This is a genomic window from Sphingomonas sp. SRS2 (genome assembly GCF_000971055.1).
Taxonomy (GTDB): Bacteria; Pseudomonadota; Alphaproteobacteria; order Sphingomonadales; family Sphingomonadaceae; genus Rhizorhabdus.
The window spans coordinates 41076-57296 of record NZ_LARW01000051.1; the positions used below are offsets into that span (position 1 = coordinate 41076).

20 protein-coding genes are annotated in these 16221 nt (G+C 63.0%); 15 read left to right on the forward strand and 5 right to left on the reverse strand.

Annotated elements, in window-relative coordinates; genetic code table 11:
• Position 1: 1 nt before the first annotated feature.
• The gene (locus tag WP12_RS03360) at positions 2-319 is read right to left on the reverse strand and encodes a helix-turn-helix domain-containing protein (protein WP_046192340.1); all 318 of its coding nucleotides are present in this window, start codon (positions 317-319) and stop codon (positions 2-4) included.
• Positions 320-411: 92 nt separating this feature from the next.
• Between WP12_RS03360 and WP12_RS03365 the strand changes: the two genes are divergently transcribed.
• On the forward strand, positions 412-1080 hold the full coding sequence (locus WP12_RS03365; protein WP_160299138.1) for an XRE family transcriptional regulator: 669 nt from the start codon (positions 412-414) through the stop codon (positions 1078-1080).
• Positions 1077-1559, forward strand: a complete 483-nt coding sequence (locus WP12_RS03370) for a hypothetical protein (protein WP_046192342.1) — start codon at positions 1077-1079, stop codon at positions 1557-1559. The genes WP12_RS03365 and WP12_RS03370 overlap by 4 nt, the downstream gene beginning before the upstream one ends.
• A 128-nt stretch (positions 1560-1687) precedes the next feature.
• Here WP12_RS03370 and WP12_RS03375 read toward each other — a convergent pair whose 3' ends face one another.
• From WP12_RS03375 to WP12_RS03395, 4 genes are all read right to left on the reverse strand, one after another.
• Complete coding sequence (locus WP12_RS03375; RefSeq protein ID WP_046192343.1) at positions 1688-2065, reverse strand: hypothetical protein; 378 nt, start codon at positions 2063-2065, stop codon at positions 1688-1690.
• Positions 2066-2310: 245 nt separating this feature from the next.
• Positions 2311-2688 carry a DUF5658 family protein gene (locus WP12_RS03385; RefSeq protein ID WP_046192345.1) on the reverse strand — a complete coding sequence of 126 codons (378 nt, stop codon included), beginning with the start codon at positions 2686-2688 and terminating at the stop codon, positions 2311-2313.
• Positions 2685-2918 carry a hypothetical protein gene (locus WP12_RS03390; RefSeq protein ID WP_046192346.1) on the reverse strand — a complete coding sequence of 78 codons (234 nt, stop codon included), beginning with the start codon at positions 2916-2918 and terminating at the stop codon, positions 2685-2687. Before WP12_RS03390 ends, WP12_RS03385 begins: the two co-directional genes overlap by 4 nt.
• Positions 2915-3346 carry a hypothetical protein gene (locus WP12_RS03395; protein ID WP_046192347.1) on the reverse strand — a complete coding sequence of 144 codons (432 nt, stop codon included), beginning with the start codon at positions 3344-3346 and terminating at the stop codon, positions 2915-2917. The genes WP12_RS03390 and WP12_RS03395 overlap by 4 nt, the downstream gene beginning before the upstream one ends.
• 328 nt (positions 3347-3674) lie before the next feature.
• Here WP12_RS03395 and WP12_RS03400 point away from each other — a divergent pair, with 328 nt between their 5' ends.
• The 13 genes from WP12_RS03400 to WP12_RS03460 all read left to right on the forward strand — a co-directional run bounded on the left by WP12_RS03400 (position 3675) and on the right by WP12_RS03460 (position 16213).
• A complete protein-coding gene (locus WP12_RS03400) occupies positions 3675-4430 on the forward strand; it encodes a hypothetical protein (RefSeq protein ID WP_152663873.1) in 756 nt (251 codons plus the stop codon).
• 38 nt (positions 4431-4468) lie between these two features.
• Positions 4469-4852 carry a capsid cement protein gene (locus WP12_RS03405; RefSeq protein WP_046192349.1) on the forward strand — a complete coding sequence of 128 codons (384 nt, stop codon included), beginning with the start codon at positions 4469-4471 and terminating at the stop codon, positions 4850-4852.
• Between the two features lie 41 nt (positions 4853-4893).
• Positions 4894-5817: a hypothetical protein gene (locus tag WP12_RS03410; protein WP_046192350.1), complete on the forward strand. Its 924-nt coding sequence runs from the start codon at positions 4894-4896 to the stop codon at positions 5815-5817.
• Between the two features lie 87 nt (positions 5818-5904).
• Entirely contained in the window at positions 5905-6306 is a 402-nt protein-coding gene (locus WP12_RS23350) for a hypothetical protein (protein WP_052730186.1), read from the forward strand.
• Positions 6307-6397: 91 nt separating this feature from the next.
• Positions 6398-7132 (forward strand): DUF1320 domain-containing protein, encoded by a 735-nt coding sequence (locus WP12_RS03420; protein WP_046192352.1) that lies wholly within the window; start codon positions 6398-6400, stop codon positions 7130-7132.
• Positions 7126-7686, forward strand: coding sequence for a phage virion morphogenesis protein (locus tag WP12_RS03425; protein ID WP_046192353.1), 561 nt, complete (start codon positions 7126-7128; stop codon positions 7684-7686). The genes WP12_RS03420 and WP12_RS03425 overlap by 7 nt, the downstream gene beginning before the upstream one ends.
• Positions 7683-8099 carry a phage tail terminator protein gene (locus tag WP12_RS03430; protein WP_046192354.1) on the forward strand — a complete coding sequence of 139 codons (417 nt, stop codon included), beginning with the start codon at positions 7683-7685 and terminating at the stop codon, positions 8097-8099. The genes WP12_RS03425 and WP12_RS03430 overlap by 4 nt, the downstream gene beginning before the upstream one ends.
• The gene (locus WP12_RS03435; protein WP_046192355.1) at positions 8099-8443 is read left to right on the forward strand and encodes a hypothetical protein; all 345 of its coding nucleotides are present in this window, start codon (positions 8099-8101) and stop codon (positions 8441-8443) included. The genes WP12_RS03430 and WP12_RS03435 overlap by 1 nt, the downstream gene beginning before the upstream one ends.
• A gap of 3 nt (positions 8444-8446) precedes the next feature.
• The gene (locus WP12_RS03440) at positions 8447-9385 is read left to right on the forward strand and encodes a hypothetical protein (RefSeq protein ID WP_046192356.1); all 939 of its coding nucleotides are present in this window, start codon (positions 8447-8449) and stop codon (positions 9383-9385) included.
• Positions 9386-9445: 60 nt separating this feature from the next.
• Complete coding sequence (locus WP12_RS03445; protein ID WP_046192357.1) at positions 9446-9847, forward strand: hypothetical protein; 402 nt, start codon at positions 9446-9448, stop codon at positions 9845-9847.
• A complete protein-coding gene (locus tag WP12_RS03450; protein WP_052730187.1) occupies positions 9844-10185 on the forward strand; it encodes a DUF1799 domain-containing protein in 342 nt (113 codons plus the stop codon). Before WP12_RS03445 ends, WP12_RS03450 begins: the two co-directional genes overlap by 4 nt.
• Positions 10182-13106: a phage tail length tape measure family protein gene (locus tag WP12_RS03455; protein WP_046192358.1), complete on the forward strand. Its 2925-nt coding sequence runs from the start codon at positions 10182-10184 to the stop codon at positions 13104-13106. The genes WP12_RS03450 and WP12_RS03455 overlap by 4 nt, the downstream gene beginning before the upstream one ends.
• 416 nt (positions 13107-13522) lie before the next feature.
• Positions 13523-16213, forward strand: a complete 2691-nt coding sequence (locus WP12_RS03460) for a hypothetical protein (protein ID WP_152663875.1) — start codon at positions 13523-13525, stop codon at positions 16211-16213.
• Positions 16214-16221 lie beyond the last annotated feature (8 nt).

Consider the following 16221-nt stretch of genomic DNA (forward strand, 5'->3'; position numbering starts at 1 on the left):
GTCAGGCCCCCCCACCGGCCCAGGCGGCAGCCTGCGGCGTCATTGGCCAGGCCTTGCCGCGAGCGGGCGCGTAATTGCGGGTTGGTTGCGGGGAAAACCGCTCGCCATCCTCGGCGTAGCGCGACGGCCAGATCTGGCTTGCGGGGCGATCGAGCGCCTCGGCCACTGCGCGCTCGACCTGTTCATAGGGGCGGCGCAGCCCTGCCGCTGCCGAGTTGGGACGAAGCCCATATTCGGTTTCAAAATGTTGCAGGCTGCCGAACTTCTTGCGAAGCTCCGCCTTCAAGTCTTCGGGGTGAGAATCACGGACGACTGTCACATACGGCCCTTATGGCTGTCGAATTGGTCAGTGTTTTTTTAAACACAGACTAATTTGACAGTCAAGGGGTCGTTTTTGTCGTGGGGCGAATGGTGGATTTAGATCCTGAGAATGTCGCGATTGGTGAGCGGCTTCGAAAAGCGCTTAAGAATAGTGGCATATCTGTCACAGCTGCCGCCAAAATCGCGGGGGTTGCCGAGAAGACGATGCATCGCTGGCTTGGCGGTGAAGTGAGTGCCGATGCCAAAGGCCTGGCCAAGCTGGCGGCCCATAGCGACGTGACGATCGATTATCTCATCTCAGGCATCAGTTCAGAATCGGGCGATTGGGAAACTGGCGAAGGTGCCACGCCCCCCGGCTTCGTTCGCATACCCATCTATCCCATCGGCATCGGCGCGGGCGGTGGTCGAGCTGCACTCGAAGCCGATCCTCTACATTGGCTGATGTGGCCCGAAGCGTTGCTCCGCCGCTATGGCCGCACCGAAGATCTGAAGCTGTTCCCGATCGTCGGCGAGTCGATGGAGCCGGAACTGCAGGACGGCGGCCTGGCGCTCATCAACGAAAGCGAGAAGTCGCCGCGCGATGGGATCGTCGTGGCGCGCCTGGGCGATGACCTTCTGTTGAAGCGAATGCGGCTGCTCGGCGGCGGCCGTGCTGAGCTGGTCTCGATCAATCCGGCCTATCCGCCGATCCCGGTGAACCTGATGAGTGATGATTTTGCGGTGATCGGCAAGGCTGCAATGGGGTTTAAAGCACTATGATCAAGACGCTGATAACGCTCGCCCTGGCGCTGGCTGCGGCTCCCGCGGCCGTCGCCGCCCCGTTGCTGTGGGGCAAGGTCGAAATAGACATGCCCTTTGAAAGCGCGCGGGCAGCTTATCCCGATGCGGAAGTGTCGACCGGCAAGGGGCTGTTTCGACCGATGCTGTCTTTCGACCAGGTCGTCGATGACTGCCAGGTTTCGGTAATGATCACCATTGATCGGAAAGTTGCTGAGCCGGGAGCCAAGGTTGATTTCGTGCAGCTATCCGGAGAAAAATGCGACGCGAAGATGTTCACGCAGCTGCTCGCAAAATATGGCGAGCCCCTGACGCTCAATAATGACAATCGGGACAAGAAGAAGACGGCGCGCTGGAACGCCGACGGGCGTTCGATTGTCTATAAGCGCGAGGCGGGTGAAGGCTTCTCGCCCGACCGGTGGGAAATCACCTATGCGGCGGTTAAAGAGCTCGGGCTCTAGCCTGCCGAAGGGTTCGATGCCGGGCGCTGGATTTTTCGCCCGTTGAGCCGATCTGAGTGCGTTCAGCGGCGCTCCCCCCAAAAAGTCGCTCGCCACCCCTGGGAAGGCTTCCCACGGCGCTAATGGGGTCATCGTCTCGGCTTCGGTGGCCTTGATTCGCGAAGAACCTCCGCAGCCCTTTGTCGCGCTTCAAACCCGCGCTTGCGGATCTGCCACTCGAGCTCGATCCAGCCATCGGCTTGGCGGTCTGTCCAAAGTGGTCGCATCACGCCGCTTTGATACCGGAAACGATTCCAACCCTTGCAGCCCGCCGTGAGGCGGCAACGTGCGCGCCGGTTGATCAGGGAAAAGTCGGCACCCTTGGTTTCGACGATCGCGGCAAGATCAACGTCGCGCGCTTCCTTGCAGGTGTCACACATCACCATAACGTGCTTGTGGCCACGACCGTCCTGCACGGCCAGCATCTTGCCGACCGTCGTCGCCCAATCGGGGAAATAACTCACCATGAGAACGAAGCTGGAACACCGCCGACGAGTCGGTCAATGGGCTAGCTGGACTAGAGGACTGAGGTTCCGGCAAATTCGTACCCGACGATGTCCCAGTCGCTCTCGCGCGGGGCTGCTTGCCATCGCTGCCAGCGCCGAGCCTTCGCCTTTATCGGCTCTGAGATCTTCCCGTTACGATAGCTGACCCGGACGATGCTCTCCGGCTCGACAGGACACGCGCCGCCGTCATGTGGTTTCATCATCAGTTAGAGCGCGATCGTCAGGTTCCAGATGACCACCCCAGCCTGCACGCCCATCGTGATCTGGGCGGCCCGCCGCGCCCCGGCAGGATCGCGATCCTGCAACAGCGAAATGCCGGTGAGGTAGAGCAGTGACTTGCCTGCCGCATAGGCGGCGAGCTTGCCAGCTGACGGACGGCGGCCGACGATCGCGCGCGCCACTGGGTTGGCCTCCTGCCCGCCTTGGCGGACGACCGAATAGGTCGAGCCAGCGTCAGCGAAAAACAGAGCCGAGGTTCCCCATGCTTCGTCGGGCATCTCGGCGATGCGATCGCCCAGTGAGCGACCGTGCGCCGGACTGGCGGCGGCAAGCGCCAGCGCGATAGCTGCCAGCACCGCCTTCACGATTGCGCCTGGCGCGCGACGAGCGCCGCGTCGAATAGTTGGCCGATGCGCAGCGTTTCGGCATGGGTTCGATCGAGCATCGCCTGAAGAACGGCGAGATCGTCGGTCGCGAACGCCTCGCGCGCCTGGTCGACGGCGGCGATCGCGGTGTCGATCGCTTGGGCCGTCTGGCCGGCGAGTACAACGGCGCGCAGAACGGTTTCCGCGATTTCGAGGTAGGACGCGCTCATTGCGAGCGCGCCGCAATGATGCGGAGGATTTCAGCGGTGCCGAGCGCGATCGCGTCGGCGAGCTGCAGGCGCTGCTCGGCCGTGGGCGCGTTGTAGGCATCACTGAGGGCGCGGACCATCGCCGTGTTGATCTCGCGAAGGCGAGGCACTGCGCTGTCAGGGATTGTGCCATTCGCCACGAACGGTAGCGCCAGCATTGCGGCCGACTGGAAGGCGGTTTCGGCCGCGATCAGGCATTGCATGCTGGCGGCGCGGGCCTTTGCCGGCGTGGCGTTGAGGCCGGCGCGCGCCGCGGCGCAGATATCGACGACTGCTGGCGCGGCATCCGTGCTGGCGGAATTGACGGCCAACGGGCCGCATGCGGTAAGTGTCGGGGTGGCCAAGCATAGCGCGACCGAAGACCCGATCAGGCGGGCAATTTGTTTCATGGGAACCTCCTGCACGATCGACCGGTTGCATCCCGGCGATCGATGTGCAGGCTTGGGGGACGAATCACGCTGCAATAACCGTCCGACATCGGACGGTTAGCGGGATCGATCTTGCCCCTTATCCCTTGGCGTCATGAATGAGACGCCCCCAATCGAGATTTTCCGCCCTGGCACTTTCGAGAGTGCAGAAGGCGAGACCGTCAGCTTCTCCGCGGAGTATCTCGCCTCGATCGCGGCCGGCTATAGCCCCGCGCTTTTCGACGCGCCGATCGTCGTAGGTCATCCGAAGATGAACGCTCCAGCCTATGGCTGGGTCGCAGGGTTGCGGATGGACGGCGACATCCTCGTCGCGGATCCGCAGGACGTCGATGTCAGCTTCGCCGAGCTCGTCCGCGCAAAGCGTTACAAGAAGGTTTCCGCGCAGTTTTATCCGCCGAACCACCCAGCGAACCCCACGCCGGGCGTCCATTATCTCAAGCATATCGGCTTCCTTGGTGCTGCGGCGCCAGCGGTGAAAGGGCTTCGCGAAGTCTCGTTCTCCGAAGAGCAGCAAGCCGACTGCGTCACCCTCGACATTATCGACCAGGAGAAAGACATGAAATCCCAGCAGGAGCAGGAGGCGTCCTTCGCCGAGCGCGACACCGTACTGACGCAGCGTGAAAACGCGCTGAAGGCACGGGAGGATGCCGCGGCCAAAGCCGAGCAGGATGCCCGCCACGCCTCGAACGTTTCATTTGCCGAGGCGCAGGTCGCCGCCGGGTTGCTGCTTCCCGCCGGTAAAGATCTCGCCGTGCTCGTCCTAGATGGCCTCGAAGCCGTCGAAACGATCTCTTTCGGTGAAGGCGACGTGATCGAGCTCACGCCCAACGCTGCATTCCGGAAGCTGTTCGACCAGGCTGTTCCAATGATCTCCTTCGGAGAGAAGGCCAAGGGGTCCGATAAGAGTGAGCCCCTCGACGCCCACAAGCTCGCTGCCGAGGCCCAGTCCTTCATGGAAACCGAGCACAGGGCGGGTCGCATGATCACCATCGCCGCGGCTGTCCGTCACATCGAGAAAAACGGTCCTGCCAAGCCGGCCGCCTGATCTAGCGACAGTTCCGAAACAAAATAACGGAGTTAATTATGACCGGCACCTCTGCCCAAGGCACCAAGGGATTTAAGGCGGGCGGCGCGATCGGCGCGCGGCTCTTCATCAAGTTCGGCTCGGCAGACGATAGCGTCGTCCAGGGCGCGGCCGCTACCGACCTGTTGATCGGGGTATCTACTGACATCTCCGCCGATAGCGGGGAGCCGGTCGATGTCCACACCGACGGCATTCGCGAGATCATCTATGGCGGCAACGTCACTCGCGGCGCGAAGCTGACCTCCGACGCGAGCGGCAAGGCGATCACGGCCGCGCCGGCCCAGGGGGTCAATAATCAGATCGGTGGGATCGCGATGGTCAGCGGTGTGTCTGGTGACATCGGCCTGGTGAAGATCGCGCCCAGCACCATGCAGGGTGCCTAACCTCCCGCCAATTCTCGAAAACGTCCACAGGAGACCGTAACGTGCTTTCCCCCTATCCCATCGATCCGGCGCTCACGGCCATCGCGGTCGCCTATCGCAACGCCGACTATATTGCCGACCTGGTCCTGCCGCGAATCCGCGTGAACAAGCAGAAGTTCAGCTTCATGCAGTATTCCTCGGACACGTTTTTCAACATTCCCGACACCAAGGTCGGCCGTAAGTCGAAACCGAATGAGGTCTCGCTCGAAGGCACCGAAGTGACGGACTCCACCGAGGACAATGCTCTCGACGGTGGCGTTCCCATGGCCGACATCGACAATTCGGACGAGCGTTATGACCCGCTCGGCCTAGAAGTGATGCTCATCCAGGAACTGATCGCGCTCGCGCGAGAAAAGCGGGCGGCCGACCTAGTCTTCACCGCGGCGAATTATCCCAGCGGATTGAAGGCCACGCTGAGCGGCACGAGCCAGTTCAGCCATGCATCTTCGACGCCGATCAAGACGATCAACGACGCGTTGGACCTGCCGCTGATGCGGCCCAATCAGCTCGTCTTCGGACAGAAGGTGTGGACCACCATCCGGTCGCATCCCCAGATCGTCGAAGCCTGCCTGGGCACCGGTGCCGCTGCAGGCAATGTTTCACGCCAGCAGGTCGCCGAACTGTTCGAGGTCAAGGAAGTGCTAGTCGGCTCGGCTCGAGGGAACAGTGCGAAGCGTGGACAGGCCGCAAGCCTGACCCGGCTTTGGGGCAATCAGCTCGCCATGCTCTACAAGGCCCCGGTCCCCGACGCCAAGGATGTCGTCACGTTCGGCGGCACCTTCGAGTTTGGCGATCGCATTGCTTCGAAATGGGAAGACAAGAACATGGGAATGCGCGGCGGCATCGCCGTCCGCACCGGCGAGAGCGTTAAGGAACGCGTGATCGCCCAGGACGCGGCATACCTTTTCGACGCCGCTATCGCCTGATCTCGGGCCCGGCGCGTCAGCGCCGGTTTCCCGGCGAGCGGCTCGGGGGCGTGCCGCTCGCCCAGAAACCCAGCCAGGAGAATTAAGATGGGCTTCACTGCCAAGCATACCGTCCACCACAACGGAACCGAGTCCGTCGAAGGCAAGCCGGTGAAGTTCACTGACGCCGAGATGGCCGAATATCGGAAGGATCAAACAGGCCCGATCGCCGACCTGCTCGAACGCGGAGCGATAGAGGGTGCGCTCGACAAGGAGGGCGGGGCGAAGGCTGGCGGCGGCAAGGCCGCTGACAAGCCGACCGCCGCCGCATCGGCCGACGAGGCGGGCGAGAAACCACTCGCGGAAATGCTGCCAATGCAGCTGGGGGCCCTCGCGAAGAAGCTTGGCATCCCGAAAGAGCCGAAGCTCGTCGGCGAGGATCTGATCGCCGCGATCGAAGCGAAGCGCGCCGAGATCGCCGCTGCCGCTGCGCCCGCCAGCGCCGAGTAATATCACCAGATAGGGGCGCTCCGATGATCAGGATGGCGATCGCTGGATTTTTGACGATCGTCGGCCTGGTCATCGGCTGTGAGGCTGACCGATGATCGTTGTGCAGAACATCGTAAAGCAGCCTGAAGAAGCGCTGCACTACGTCTTCGAGCTCGGCCAGGCCATCGCCTCGGTCACATCGATCGGCGCGATCGTGCGCGAGCTCGTCGCCGGCAGCGCGGACCTTGTCGTCTCGGCCTCGGTCGTTGACGGCGCTGCCACGGCCGAGATCTCTGGCGGCACCGATGGCGAGCGCTATTTGGTGACACTGCGCGCTGTGCCGTTTTCCGACGAAGATGGCGTGGTCGAGGCCGAGCTCGAAGTCGCCGTGGTCGACGGCAAATGGACGATGCCCGACGGCGGCGTCGCATATCTTTCCATCTCCGATTTCGTCGATAGCTTCGGCCTCGAAGAAGTCGTTCGGATGACGGACAACGGCTCCGGCCGGATCGATAGAGCTATGCTGGTCGGCGCGCTGCGCCATGCGCAGGGTATCGTCGATATCAATTTGGGCGGTCGATACGCCGTGCCGCTCGCCACTGTTCCGGACGCCATCAAGACGGCGATCGCCGATATAGCTCGCGCTAGGCTCTATCCACGCGGCGCGCCCGACGGGGTCGCTGATGCCGCGAAGGTGGCCCACCGAATGCTGGAGCGGATCTCCACCGGCTCGCTGCCGCTGAGCATTCCGGCCGGCGAGCAGCCGGCCTCGGCCGAGAGCGATGCGCCCATCATGTTTACGCCTGGCCGAAAGGCCTACCCGGGCGGGCGCGGTTCGTCATGGTAGGCGGCCTCAATCTTTCGGTTGAGTTGCAAGATCAGCTCAGCGCCGGCCTCAAGGGGCTTGAGGGCGCGGCGTTGAACATGACGCCCGCCTGGGCCGGGATCGCGAATTATTTGGTAGAAGAGGCGGAGGAACGGTTCCGCACCGAGACCGATCCGGCCGGCGTCCCGTGGAAGCCGTCGAGGCGCGTGCTGGACGAGGGTGGGCAGACGCTGAGCTTGTCCGGCGATCTCCGCCGCTCGATCAAGCCGGACTGGGGATCCGACTTTGCATCCGCTGGTCCCGAGGCATCAGGCGGCGCGGCCGAGTATGCCGAGATCCATCAACGGGGTGGCATCATCCGCGCGCGCCCTGGTGTGGCGCGCAGCAAGGCGGGCCATGACGGTTCGACCCACTTCACCGCTCGAGCGCTCAATACGCCATTCGGGCCTCGCCAGTCCGTCACAATCCCGGCGCGTCCATATATGGGCCTATCGGCCGAGGGCGTTGACGAAGTGCTGTTCATCATCGCCGAACATCACCAGCGCGCGGCGGGCGGCGGCGAGATCGTTCGGTGAAGGCTGGGCCGATCAAGGACCGGCTGAAGCCACTCGATTTTCGTCAGATTGGCGGCGAGGTCGAATGGGCTGGGCTGCGCCAGGCTCCCCCAGTCGGGCAGTTGCCCGCAGGGTTCATCGTCTTCGAGCAGGAAGTGGCGGGTGGCAATCAGCTCGACACCGGAATCTCTCAGGACGTTCCGGTCGATTTCATGGTCGCCATCATCCTCGACGCCCAAGGCCGTCGACCGGACAAGATCGACGACGCTCTCACGGAGCTGCGCGACGCAGTGCGCGATCATATAATCGGCTGGACCCATCCCGAGGCCAACCGACCCACGCTCTACCGGGGCGGCCGTTTGCTGTCCGTTGACGGACAGACGATCGCCTGGGGAGTCCGCTTTAGGACCGGTTATCATCTGAGGAGGGTTTAATGGACGCTGACCAGGCGGCTGCCGGCACCGGCGGCGATCACACGAGCGATATTATCGAGACAACGATCGCGCCTCCGATCGTGCCGGTCAAGCCGGTGAAAGCTCGCGCGCCGAAAAAGGCTAAGTCTCGGGCGGCCCGTAAGCCCGCGGCGACCACCGTTGCAGTCCTGGCCGACGCCGGCACGACGCGGCCCCGGCCCCGTGACGAGAGCGGCCGCGCCCTGGACGAGCATGGCCTGCCGCTCAATGGCCCAGCTCGCGTCCGCGCGCTGGACGCTCTCGGCAAGCCCGATCCCAACACCCATCCCGATCAATGGCCCGCCCAGGGCGAGGTCCAGGAGTAAGCTATGTCCGCCATTCCGAAGTGCATTCTTGGAAAGAAGGAAAGCGTCTACGCCACCGATCCGACGCCTACGGCGGCGGATAACGCTGTGCTGACGCGCAATTTCGCCTCAAAGGCCATCGAGCTCGACGTCGTCGAGCGCGGCCTCGATCTCCCCCATGCCGGCAGCACGCGCGGTCTGCATGGCAATGAGCGCAAGCGAAACACCTTCGAGATCGAGATTGCCGGTTCCGGTGACGTCGACACCGCTCCGGCCTGGATGGAGTTCCTCGAATGCTGCGGGATGACCGCGCCCGACATCACTCCCGACACCAAAGTCGAGCAGAAGATGTTGGCCGCGGGTGCTTCGGTGTCGTCGCTCGCGATGTACGACTGGTACAATAACCAGAAGCGGGTCGGCGTCGGCGGGCGCGGGACGTTCGGATGGGACTTCACCGCAGGCGCGGTGCCGTTTTGGAGCTTCGATTTCCAGTTCCTCCTGCCTGCCGCCAACGCGATCGTGCAGAATAGCTTCTCAGCACCCACGCTCACCCGCTGGGCTGAACCGGTGCTGGTTAATACTGCCAATACCGACTTCACCGTCGATGGACATGCACTGACGCTGCGCAGTTTCTCAGGCGCGGCCAACGCTTCGGTCGAGGTCCGCAATCTTGTCGGCGGCAACTATGTGAAGCGCGCCAACCATGCCGTGACCGTCCGGATCCTGGCCGAAGCGCCCGATGTGAGCACGAAGAACTATTTCAGCCTTCTTCGCTCCGGCGCTCACGTCCCTGTGCAGCTGATCCACGGCACGGTCGCCGGTAACATCGTGCAGTTCGACAGTACGCACCTCGAGATCGTCTCGATCGACATCAACGAGGAAGGCGAAGTCCCGATGATCGAGATCAACGGCAAGCTGAATATCTCGGTCGGCCAGGACGACATTCTGATCACCACTAAATAACCGCGCCGCGTGGGTCGGGCGCTTCGGTGCCCCGCCCTGTCGGCCGGGGGGAGACTTCCAATGAGCTACAAGATCGTTGCCAACCGTCGGGCCTGGTGGCCGGTGACCGTCCCGGTGACAGCCGAGGACGGAACCGTAGGCGAGCACGCTTTCGAGCTGCGGTTCATCCTGCATAAGGTCGATCGCCAGGAAGAGCTCGAGGAAATCGTAAAGGCCAAGATGGTCGAGGCGGTAAAGGCCAAAGAGGCCGGCGACGACGTCACGTCGTCGATGGTGCAGCGTGACATGCTCAAAATGTTCGCTGACGACTGGCGGGGCGTTCTCGCCGAAAACGAAGAGCCGCTGGTCTGGAATGACGAAAACGTAAGGCTCCTGATGAACGAGCCGCGATTATTCGATCGGGCGATGGTGGCCTATCGCCTCTGCCTGGCAGGCGGACAGGAAATCCGCCAGGGAAATTGAAGGCCGTCGCGCGCAACTGGGCCGGGGAGCGCGGCGGTGCCGAAGCCACGGCCGGAGATCCGCTGACGGCGGCTCTCATCGCGCAGATGCCTCCACGGGCAATGGCGCTCGCCGAGACGTGTGAGATCGCGATCGAGGATGTGCCAACCGTAAAGCTCTTCTTTTCGCTTTCGACGCAATGGACCCATGACACCATGAGCGGGCGACGCATCGGAATCGACTATTCGCGCATTCCGGCAGTTGCCGGGATGCTCAAGATCGACGATCTGCCCGAGCGGTTCCTAGATATTCGGGCGATGGAGGCGGCGGCGCTCGGCGTCTTCGCGGCAAGCCGATGACCCAGCTTGTCTTCGGCGTTGTCCTTAAAGGCGACGGCAGCGGGCTTGTTAGCACGGCACGCGCGACGACGGCTGCCGTTGATGGCCTCCGATCGTCGGTGGGCAGCGCCTCAGTCGAGACGCGGCGGCTAAGCTCCGACACAAGCGCGAACGCGGCCGAGCTGCGCCGCCAAGCAGGCGAGGCACAGCGATCGGCCGAGGCCACGGGCCGGCTGTCAAATGCCTCCCGAGCCGCCGCTTCCGCGCAGCGAGAAGCTACGGGCGCTGCGCGACAGGCGCAGTTCGGCATGCGCAACTTGGGATTCCAGATCAGCGACATTGGCGTACAGGTCGCATCGGGCACGAACGGATTTCTGATTTTCGGCCAGCAGGCGGCCCAGGTCACTGGCGCGATGGCGGACATGGGCGGCAAGGTTGGCCTCCTTGGACGCGCACTATCCGGCCCGCTCGGCGCTGCATTCATCTCGATCGTCGCGATCGCGGGCGTCTTCGCCTCCAAGTTGTTCGAAACGGGTGAAGCCGCCAAGGCCGCCGAAGCTGGAAGCTCTGGGCTGGCAGAGGCCCAGAGCGCGCTCGGTGGCATATTCGATCTCACGTCCGGCAAGATCGATAAGCAAAATGCTCTGCTTATCGCGAATGCGCGCCTGACTGCGATAAACCTCCGCGGGGAAGCTGGCCAGGCGCGGGCCAGCGCTGGCAAGACCCTGCAAGATTCGCACGAAAACTCGGGCGTCCTTTCCCTTCTGCGCGGCTTTGCCTCTGGTGGCTTGAGCGGTGCTGTCGAGGCTCGTCGTCGCAACGCTGCCGCTTATTTCCAGCTGAAGGATGTCGGCGACGCAAAATCCGATGGTGATCGCCAGAAGGCGGTCCAGAATGCGCTGAGCTTCAGTGAAAAGACGGACTTCAAAGGCCTGAACGTCACGGCAGAGCAATTCCGCCAGGCCGTCATCGATCTCGCCGCCGCCGCCGCCAAGGAAGTCACGGCCGGCGAGATCGACAAGGCGCTCGACACCGGCAAGCTGCCATCAGTTTTCAAGAAGGACGTTAAGACACCCAAGCCGAAGAGCCTGGACAGCACGCTAGGTTCCATTCTGAAGGATCTCGACCCGCTCGCGGCCATTCAGAACGACTATGCCGAGCGTCTGAAGAATATCGACAAGCTCGCTAAGGCGAAAGTGATCAGCGATACCAAGGCGGATCAGCTGCGTCTTGAGGCGGAACGCGCCATGCGCGATGCCCGCATTAAACTCGATGACGATGTCGCTAAGGCGTACGAGGAAGGGCTGACAAAGGCGTCATCGCAAGCTTTCCGCGACATGGTGTCAGGGCCGGTCCAAGTGCTTAGCTCTTCTCTTGACCAGGCCGGTGAGCAGCTCGGCAAAGGCGCGCGCAAGTCAATCGAGAAGATACTCCCCTATGTTGCGAACGCGCTGGGGAAGACGCTCGACAGCCTCGGTGCGGGCTCCAAATTTAGCTCTATCGGTGAAAAGTTGCTGGGCGGTAGGTCTTACGATTCCGGCTTCGGTGAGTTCCGCGCCGAGCTAAAGTCTACGTTCAAGGATATATTCTCGGCCGAGGGTGATTTCGGCAAGCTGTTCAAAAGCTTTGGTGAAACGCTGGGCCGGATCGGTGCTGCCGCGAGCCTTGGTGCGGAGATCGGCGGCCTGATCGGTGGTGGAAGCACTGCTGGGAAGGTTGGCGGCGCGCTCGGCGGCATTTTCGGGAAAGAGGCTGGCAAGCTCGCCGGCCCCGCAATCGCCAAGGCGATCGGCGGAGACCTTGGCAAGATGCTCGGCGGCGCAGCCGGCCCGCTCGGCTCAATCGCTGGCGCTGTCTTGGGTTCGCTGGCAGGCAGCCTGTTCGCCACGGTGAAGAAGGGCTCGGCCACGATCGGCAATGTCGATGGCCAGGCCAGCGTCACGGGAACGGCCGGCAACAGCCAGAGCCGGATCCAAGCGGCGAAGGGGCTTGCCGGCAATGTCGGTGACGTCCTTCAGCAGATTGTCGATCAGCTCGGGGGGCAGCTCGGCAATTTCAAAGTCTCCATCGGGGTCCGGAAGGACAAGTTCGTCGTCGATCCGAGCGGCTCGGGGCTGACCAAGGGCGCGGGCACGACGAATTACGGGAAAAGCGAAGCGGAGGCCGTCATGGCGGCCGTGTTCGACGCGATCAAGGATGGTGGCATCGTCGGGGTCTCGGCGCAGGTTCAGAAAGCGCTGCAATCGTCGCCTGATGTCGAAAAGAGCGTGCGCGAGGCGTTGAAGGTGCAAGAAGTCGAGGATCTGCTCGGCGGCCTCGGTGCGTCGATGCAGCGCGAGTTCAAGGCTTTTGAACAACAGGCGGCCGAGCGCCTGCGCGTCGCCAAGAAGTACGGCTTCGACCTGGTCAAGCTCGAAGAGCTTAACGCTAAGGAGCGCGCGGCTGCGTTCGACAAGATCCTGTCGAATAGAATTGAGCCGCTGAAGGCGCTGCTCGACGACATGAACTTTGGCGACCTGGCCGAAGGCACGGCTGTCGATAAGCGCAACGCGCTGCTCGCCCAGGTCGCGAAGGCCCGCGCAGATGCCGAAGCGGGTGTCGATGGAGCATCAACGCAGTATGCGGATCTTCGTCGTCGCTTGCTCGATCTCGACCGCGAGTTCTTCGGCACGGCCGGTGCGGAGTTCTCCGGCGACCGTGACGCCACCAAGCGCGAGCTCGACGCGATCATCAAGATCGAGACCGATCGTGCGCAACAGGCCCAGAAAGATGCCCAGGAGGCACTTCAGGCGGCGAAGGACACCGCAACTGGCGTCGATGAGACGAACGATCTCCTGGCGAAGAATTATTCCAAGCTCGAGGAGATCTTGGCGGCCATCCAGAATGGTACGCTGTCGCCGGTTACGGCGGCCGGGCTCTACGGCTTGCGGGGTGGCGGGTGATGGCGCTTGTTACTCTGGTTGAAGCCAGCCCCTGGACCGTGTCGAACGGCGCAGCTCATCCGGTCCGCCTGGCGGGCGGCGGTGAGCGCGCTTACGATCATCTGGGGCACAGCGACTGGCGCGGCGGTATAGTCGAGGTGCCGACCTTCAAATCCGAGCTGGGCTTTGGGCCTGAAGGGTGGACCGGCGTTACGCTGGCCCAGAGCGGCGACATTCGCTTTTTCCCGTCGGATCCGGCGATCCTGACGAGCTTGGCCGCCCTATTCTGGAATGGCTGCCCAGTGACCGTGAAGCTCGGCGATGACGCGCAGGGCTCGCCCGATTGGGAGACCGATTTCACGGGGACCGTCGCCAACGCCGCTGTTGAGGGCGGCGCGCTGCGCCTTTCGGTGGTTGATAACGGAAAGAAGCTCGAGGTGCCGATCGCGACGACGCGCTTTGCTGGCACCGGATTGATCGAGGGTGACAGCGACGTTGAAGGCCGGTTGAAGCGCCGCTCCTGGGGCGCGTGTTGGAATGTTGAATGCCGCGTGCTCCTAGCCGCGCACAATATCTACGAGGTTGGCGATCCGGCCCACAAACTTCAGGCGATCTCGACGGTCAAGGATATCGGCCGAGCGGCATCAAGCGTGGTTGTCGTAAACTGGCAGGGCTCGATCGCTGCCACCCTGACCGCGTTGATTGCCGCCGCGGCCCCACAGGGCGGCGCGGCGATCGCGCCGTCGATCGCGTGCATCAAGTGGTGGACCCAGCCAATATTGCTGACTGCCGACATCCTGGGCGAGATCGGTAGCGGGTACGTCGATCAGCCAGCGGCGATCGCCGAGCAGCTCGCCGCGATTGGCGGCGTCTCGGTGTCGAACGCGGCGGCCATGATCGCCGCCCGACCGGATGACGCTGGCCTGCATATCGGCACCGAGACTGAGACGATCGCGTCCGCGATCGATCGGGTGCTGTTGGGTGCATCGCTCAACTGGCACCTGGGCAAAGATGGTGTGGTCACGATCCGGGAATGGTCGTTCGACCCCGCCCCGGTCGCGTCATTGCGCTCGGTACAAGTCAGCCGCTCGGCGACCTACCCGCCTATGAAGAGCCGACGCGTCGGATACCGACGCAATGAGCGCCTCCATTCAGCCGCCGAGATTTCGGCCGTCGTGCTCGCGGCCGACGTGCGTTACGCCGACGGCCAGACCGGTCAGGATCTCCAGCCTTATGAGCCGGGCGCAACCGATGGTGCCGTGCTGGATCCGACCGCTGAGCATGGCGCGTTGGTCGATGCCAACGGGTTTCCGATATTCCCGTCCGAGCTGCTCAACACGGCAGTTAGCCTTTCGCCCGACGGTCGGCTGATAGCCGCGATCGAGCAGATCGGCGGCGGCATCGATCAGGTCGAGCTCGGCCGCCTGAGCCTGCCTGATATGGGCGTGGCGACCGCCGCGCAAAAAATGCAGCTCGACAGTGCGATTCTGAAGCTGAGCGAGGCAGTCGCTAGGCTCGCCACCGGGCAAGCGCGGGCCAATGCGATTTTCCGTGATGCCGGGCTCTACACCGATGCGGCTTCGGGCCTGACCAAGCTCTTCGCGATCGAGAGCCGTGCAGAGCAGATCACGAACCTTTCGGTCACGCTCAACGCCGCGATTTCCTCGATCAACCTCAAAGCCAGCGTAGATTACGTTAATACGGCGATCGCGACTGCGGTGCTGGACCCCAGCCAGATTGCCAATTTCGACGCCATTCTTGTGCGACTGACCTCCGCGGAGGTCGATATCGACGGGCTACAGGCTTCGGTCTTGCTGAAGGCCGACGCCACGACGGTAACGACGCTGAGCGGGACAGTCGTCAGCGTGCAGAGTGCTTTGAGCGCCCTGACCGGCACGGTTGCCAGCAAAGCCGATAGCACTACGGTGAACGCCATCGATGTTCGTCTGGCATCAGCCGAGAGCACGCTTACAGCCCTTGGCGACACGGCTTCAATATCGCAGGCCGTGACCGCATCTCGCCGGCTGCCGCAGATCACCGATCTGTCGGCTATGAACATGCTCGCCGCACTGGCCCAAGGCGATATCGCCGCCCGCTCGCTTCAGGTTAGCATTGCCCAGGCGCGACAGGAGCTCACCGCGCGGATCATCAGCGACGTCGCGGCCGAAGCAATCGCAAGGTTGCAGCTCGGCGTAGAGATCGGCACGGTCGCCGCCGCGGTCCAGACAGAGCAGACTGCGCGGGTAGATGGTGACACTGCGCTGGCGTCGTCGCTGGCAACCTATCAGGCCGAGACGGCCTCGTCGTTGGCCACAGTTAACACAGCGGTGAATGCTGTTACGGACGCCCAAAGCGCGACCGCATCATCGCTGACCGCATTTCAGGCCTCAACCGGCGCCAGCTTGGCGTCGATTACCAATACAAATATTGCCCAGACCAACTCACTCAACACGATCGCCGGCAGCGTTAACACGCTCTCGACGACTGTCGGGGGCCATACGGCTTCGATCACCTCGCACTCGTCGTCCATCAACGGGCTGAGCGTTAGAATCGGCGTCGAGACCGACGTGAACGGCTATGTTACGGGCTGGGTATTCAACAACTCGGGGCTCGGCCGCAGCGACTTCCTTATGAGAGTCGACCGGTTTGGCATAGCGTCACCCGGCAATCCCACCCTGGTGCCGTTCGAGATCGTCGGCGGCGTCGCCTATATGAAGAAGGCGGTGATCCGTAATCTCTCGGTGGAGACGATCAAGATCGCCGGCAACGCGGTCACGGATCGCCGCTTCGCTCAGATGGTGGGCACGCGGTCGGGAGCCGGCGCGGGTGTCTGGCAGACCGTATGCTCCGAAACGATCACCCTCGCCTCTGAAGCAGACGTCGTTTTGCAGGCGTCCGGCCAGCATGCCTACTTCGCCGGTACGCAGCCCTGGCAATGGCGTTTTCTCGTGAACGGCGGCCAGGTGCTGATCCGTGGCGGCGATGGCGGCGTCAGCGACCTCCCCTGCATGAATGGGAATCACGTCTCGAGCGCGGGTTCCAATACCTATGCGCTGCAGTGTTGGATGACCAACGGCAACCTTCAGCTGACCAGCGCCAATCTGATCATCGACCCGGCCTACAAATGAGACAAAGC

Bases quoted from the DNA above. Each gene is read 5' to 3' on its own strand.
- WP12_RS03370 (WP_046192342.1), top strand. From the start codon at position 1,077: ATGATCAAGACGCTGATAACGCTCGCCCTGGCGCTGGCTGCGGCTCCC.
- WP12_RS03375 (WP_046192343.1), bottom strand. From the start codon at position 2,065: ATGGTGAGTTATTTCCCCGATTGGGCGACGACGGTCGGCAAGATGCTG.
- WP12_RS03390 (WP_046192346.1), bottom strand. From the start codon at position 2,918: ATGAGCGCGTCCTACCTCGAAATCGCGGAAACCGTTCTGCGCGCCGTT.
- WP12_RS03395 (WP_046192347.1), bottom strand. From the start codon at position 3,346: ATGAAACAAATTGCCCGCCTGATCGGGTCTTCGGTCGCGCTATGCTTG.
- WP12_RS03400 (WP_152663873.1), top strand. From the start codon at position 3,675: ATGGACGGCGACATCCTCGTCGCGGATCCGCAGGACGTCGATGTCAGC.
- WP12_RS03405 (WP_046192349.1), top strand. From the start codon at position 4,469: ATGACCGGCACCTCTGCCCAAGGCACCAAGGGATTTAAGGCGGGCGGC.
- WP12_RS23350 (WP_052730186.1), top strand. From the start codon at position 5,905: ATGGGCTTCACTGCCAAGCATACCGTCCACCACAACGGAACCGAGTCC.
- WP12_RS03420 (WP_046192352.1), top strand. From the start codon at position 6,398: ATGATCGTTGTGCAGAACATCGTAAAGCAGCCTGAAGAAGCGCTGCAC.
- WP12_RS03425 (WP_046192353.1), top strand. From the start codon at position 7,126: ATGGTAGGCGGCCTCAATCTTTCGGTTGAGTTGCAAGATCAGCTCAGC.
- WP12_RS03435 (WP_046192355.1), top strand. From the start codon at position 8,099: ATGGACGCTGACCAGGCGGCTGCCGGCACCGGCGGCGATCACACGAGC.
- WP12_RS03440 (WP_046192356.1), top strand. From the start codon at position 8,447: ATGTCCGCCATTCCGAAGTGCATTCTTGGAAAGAAGGAAAGCGTCTAC.
- WP12_RS03445 (WP_046192357.1), top strand. From the start codon at position 9,446: ATGAGCTACAAGATCGTTGCCAACCGTCGGGCCTGGTGGCCGGTGACC.
- WP12_RS03455 (WP_046192358.1), top strand. From the start codon at position 10,182: ATGACCCAGCTTGTCTTCGGCGTTGTCCTTAAAGGCGACGGCAGCGGG.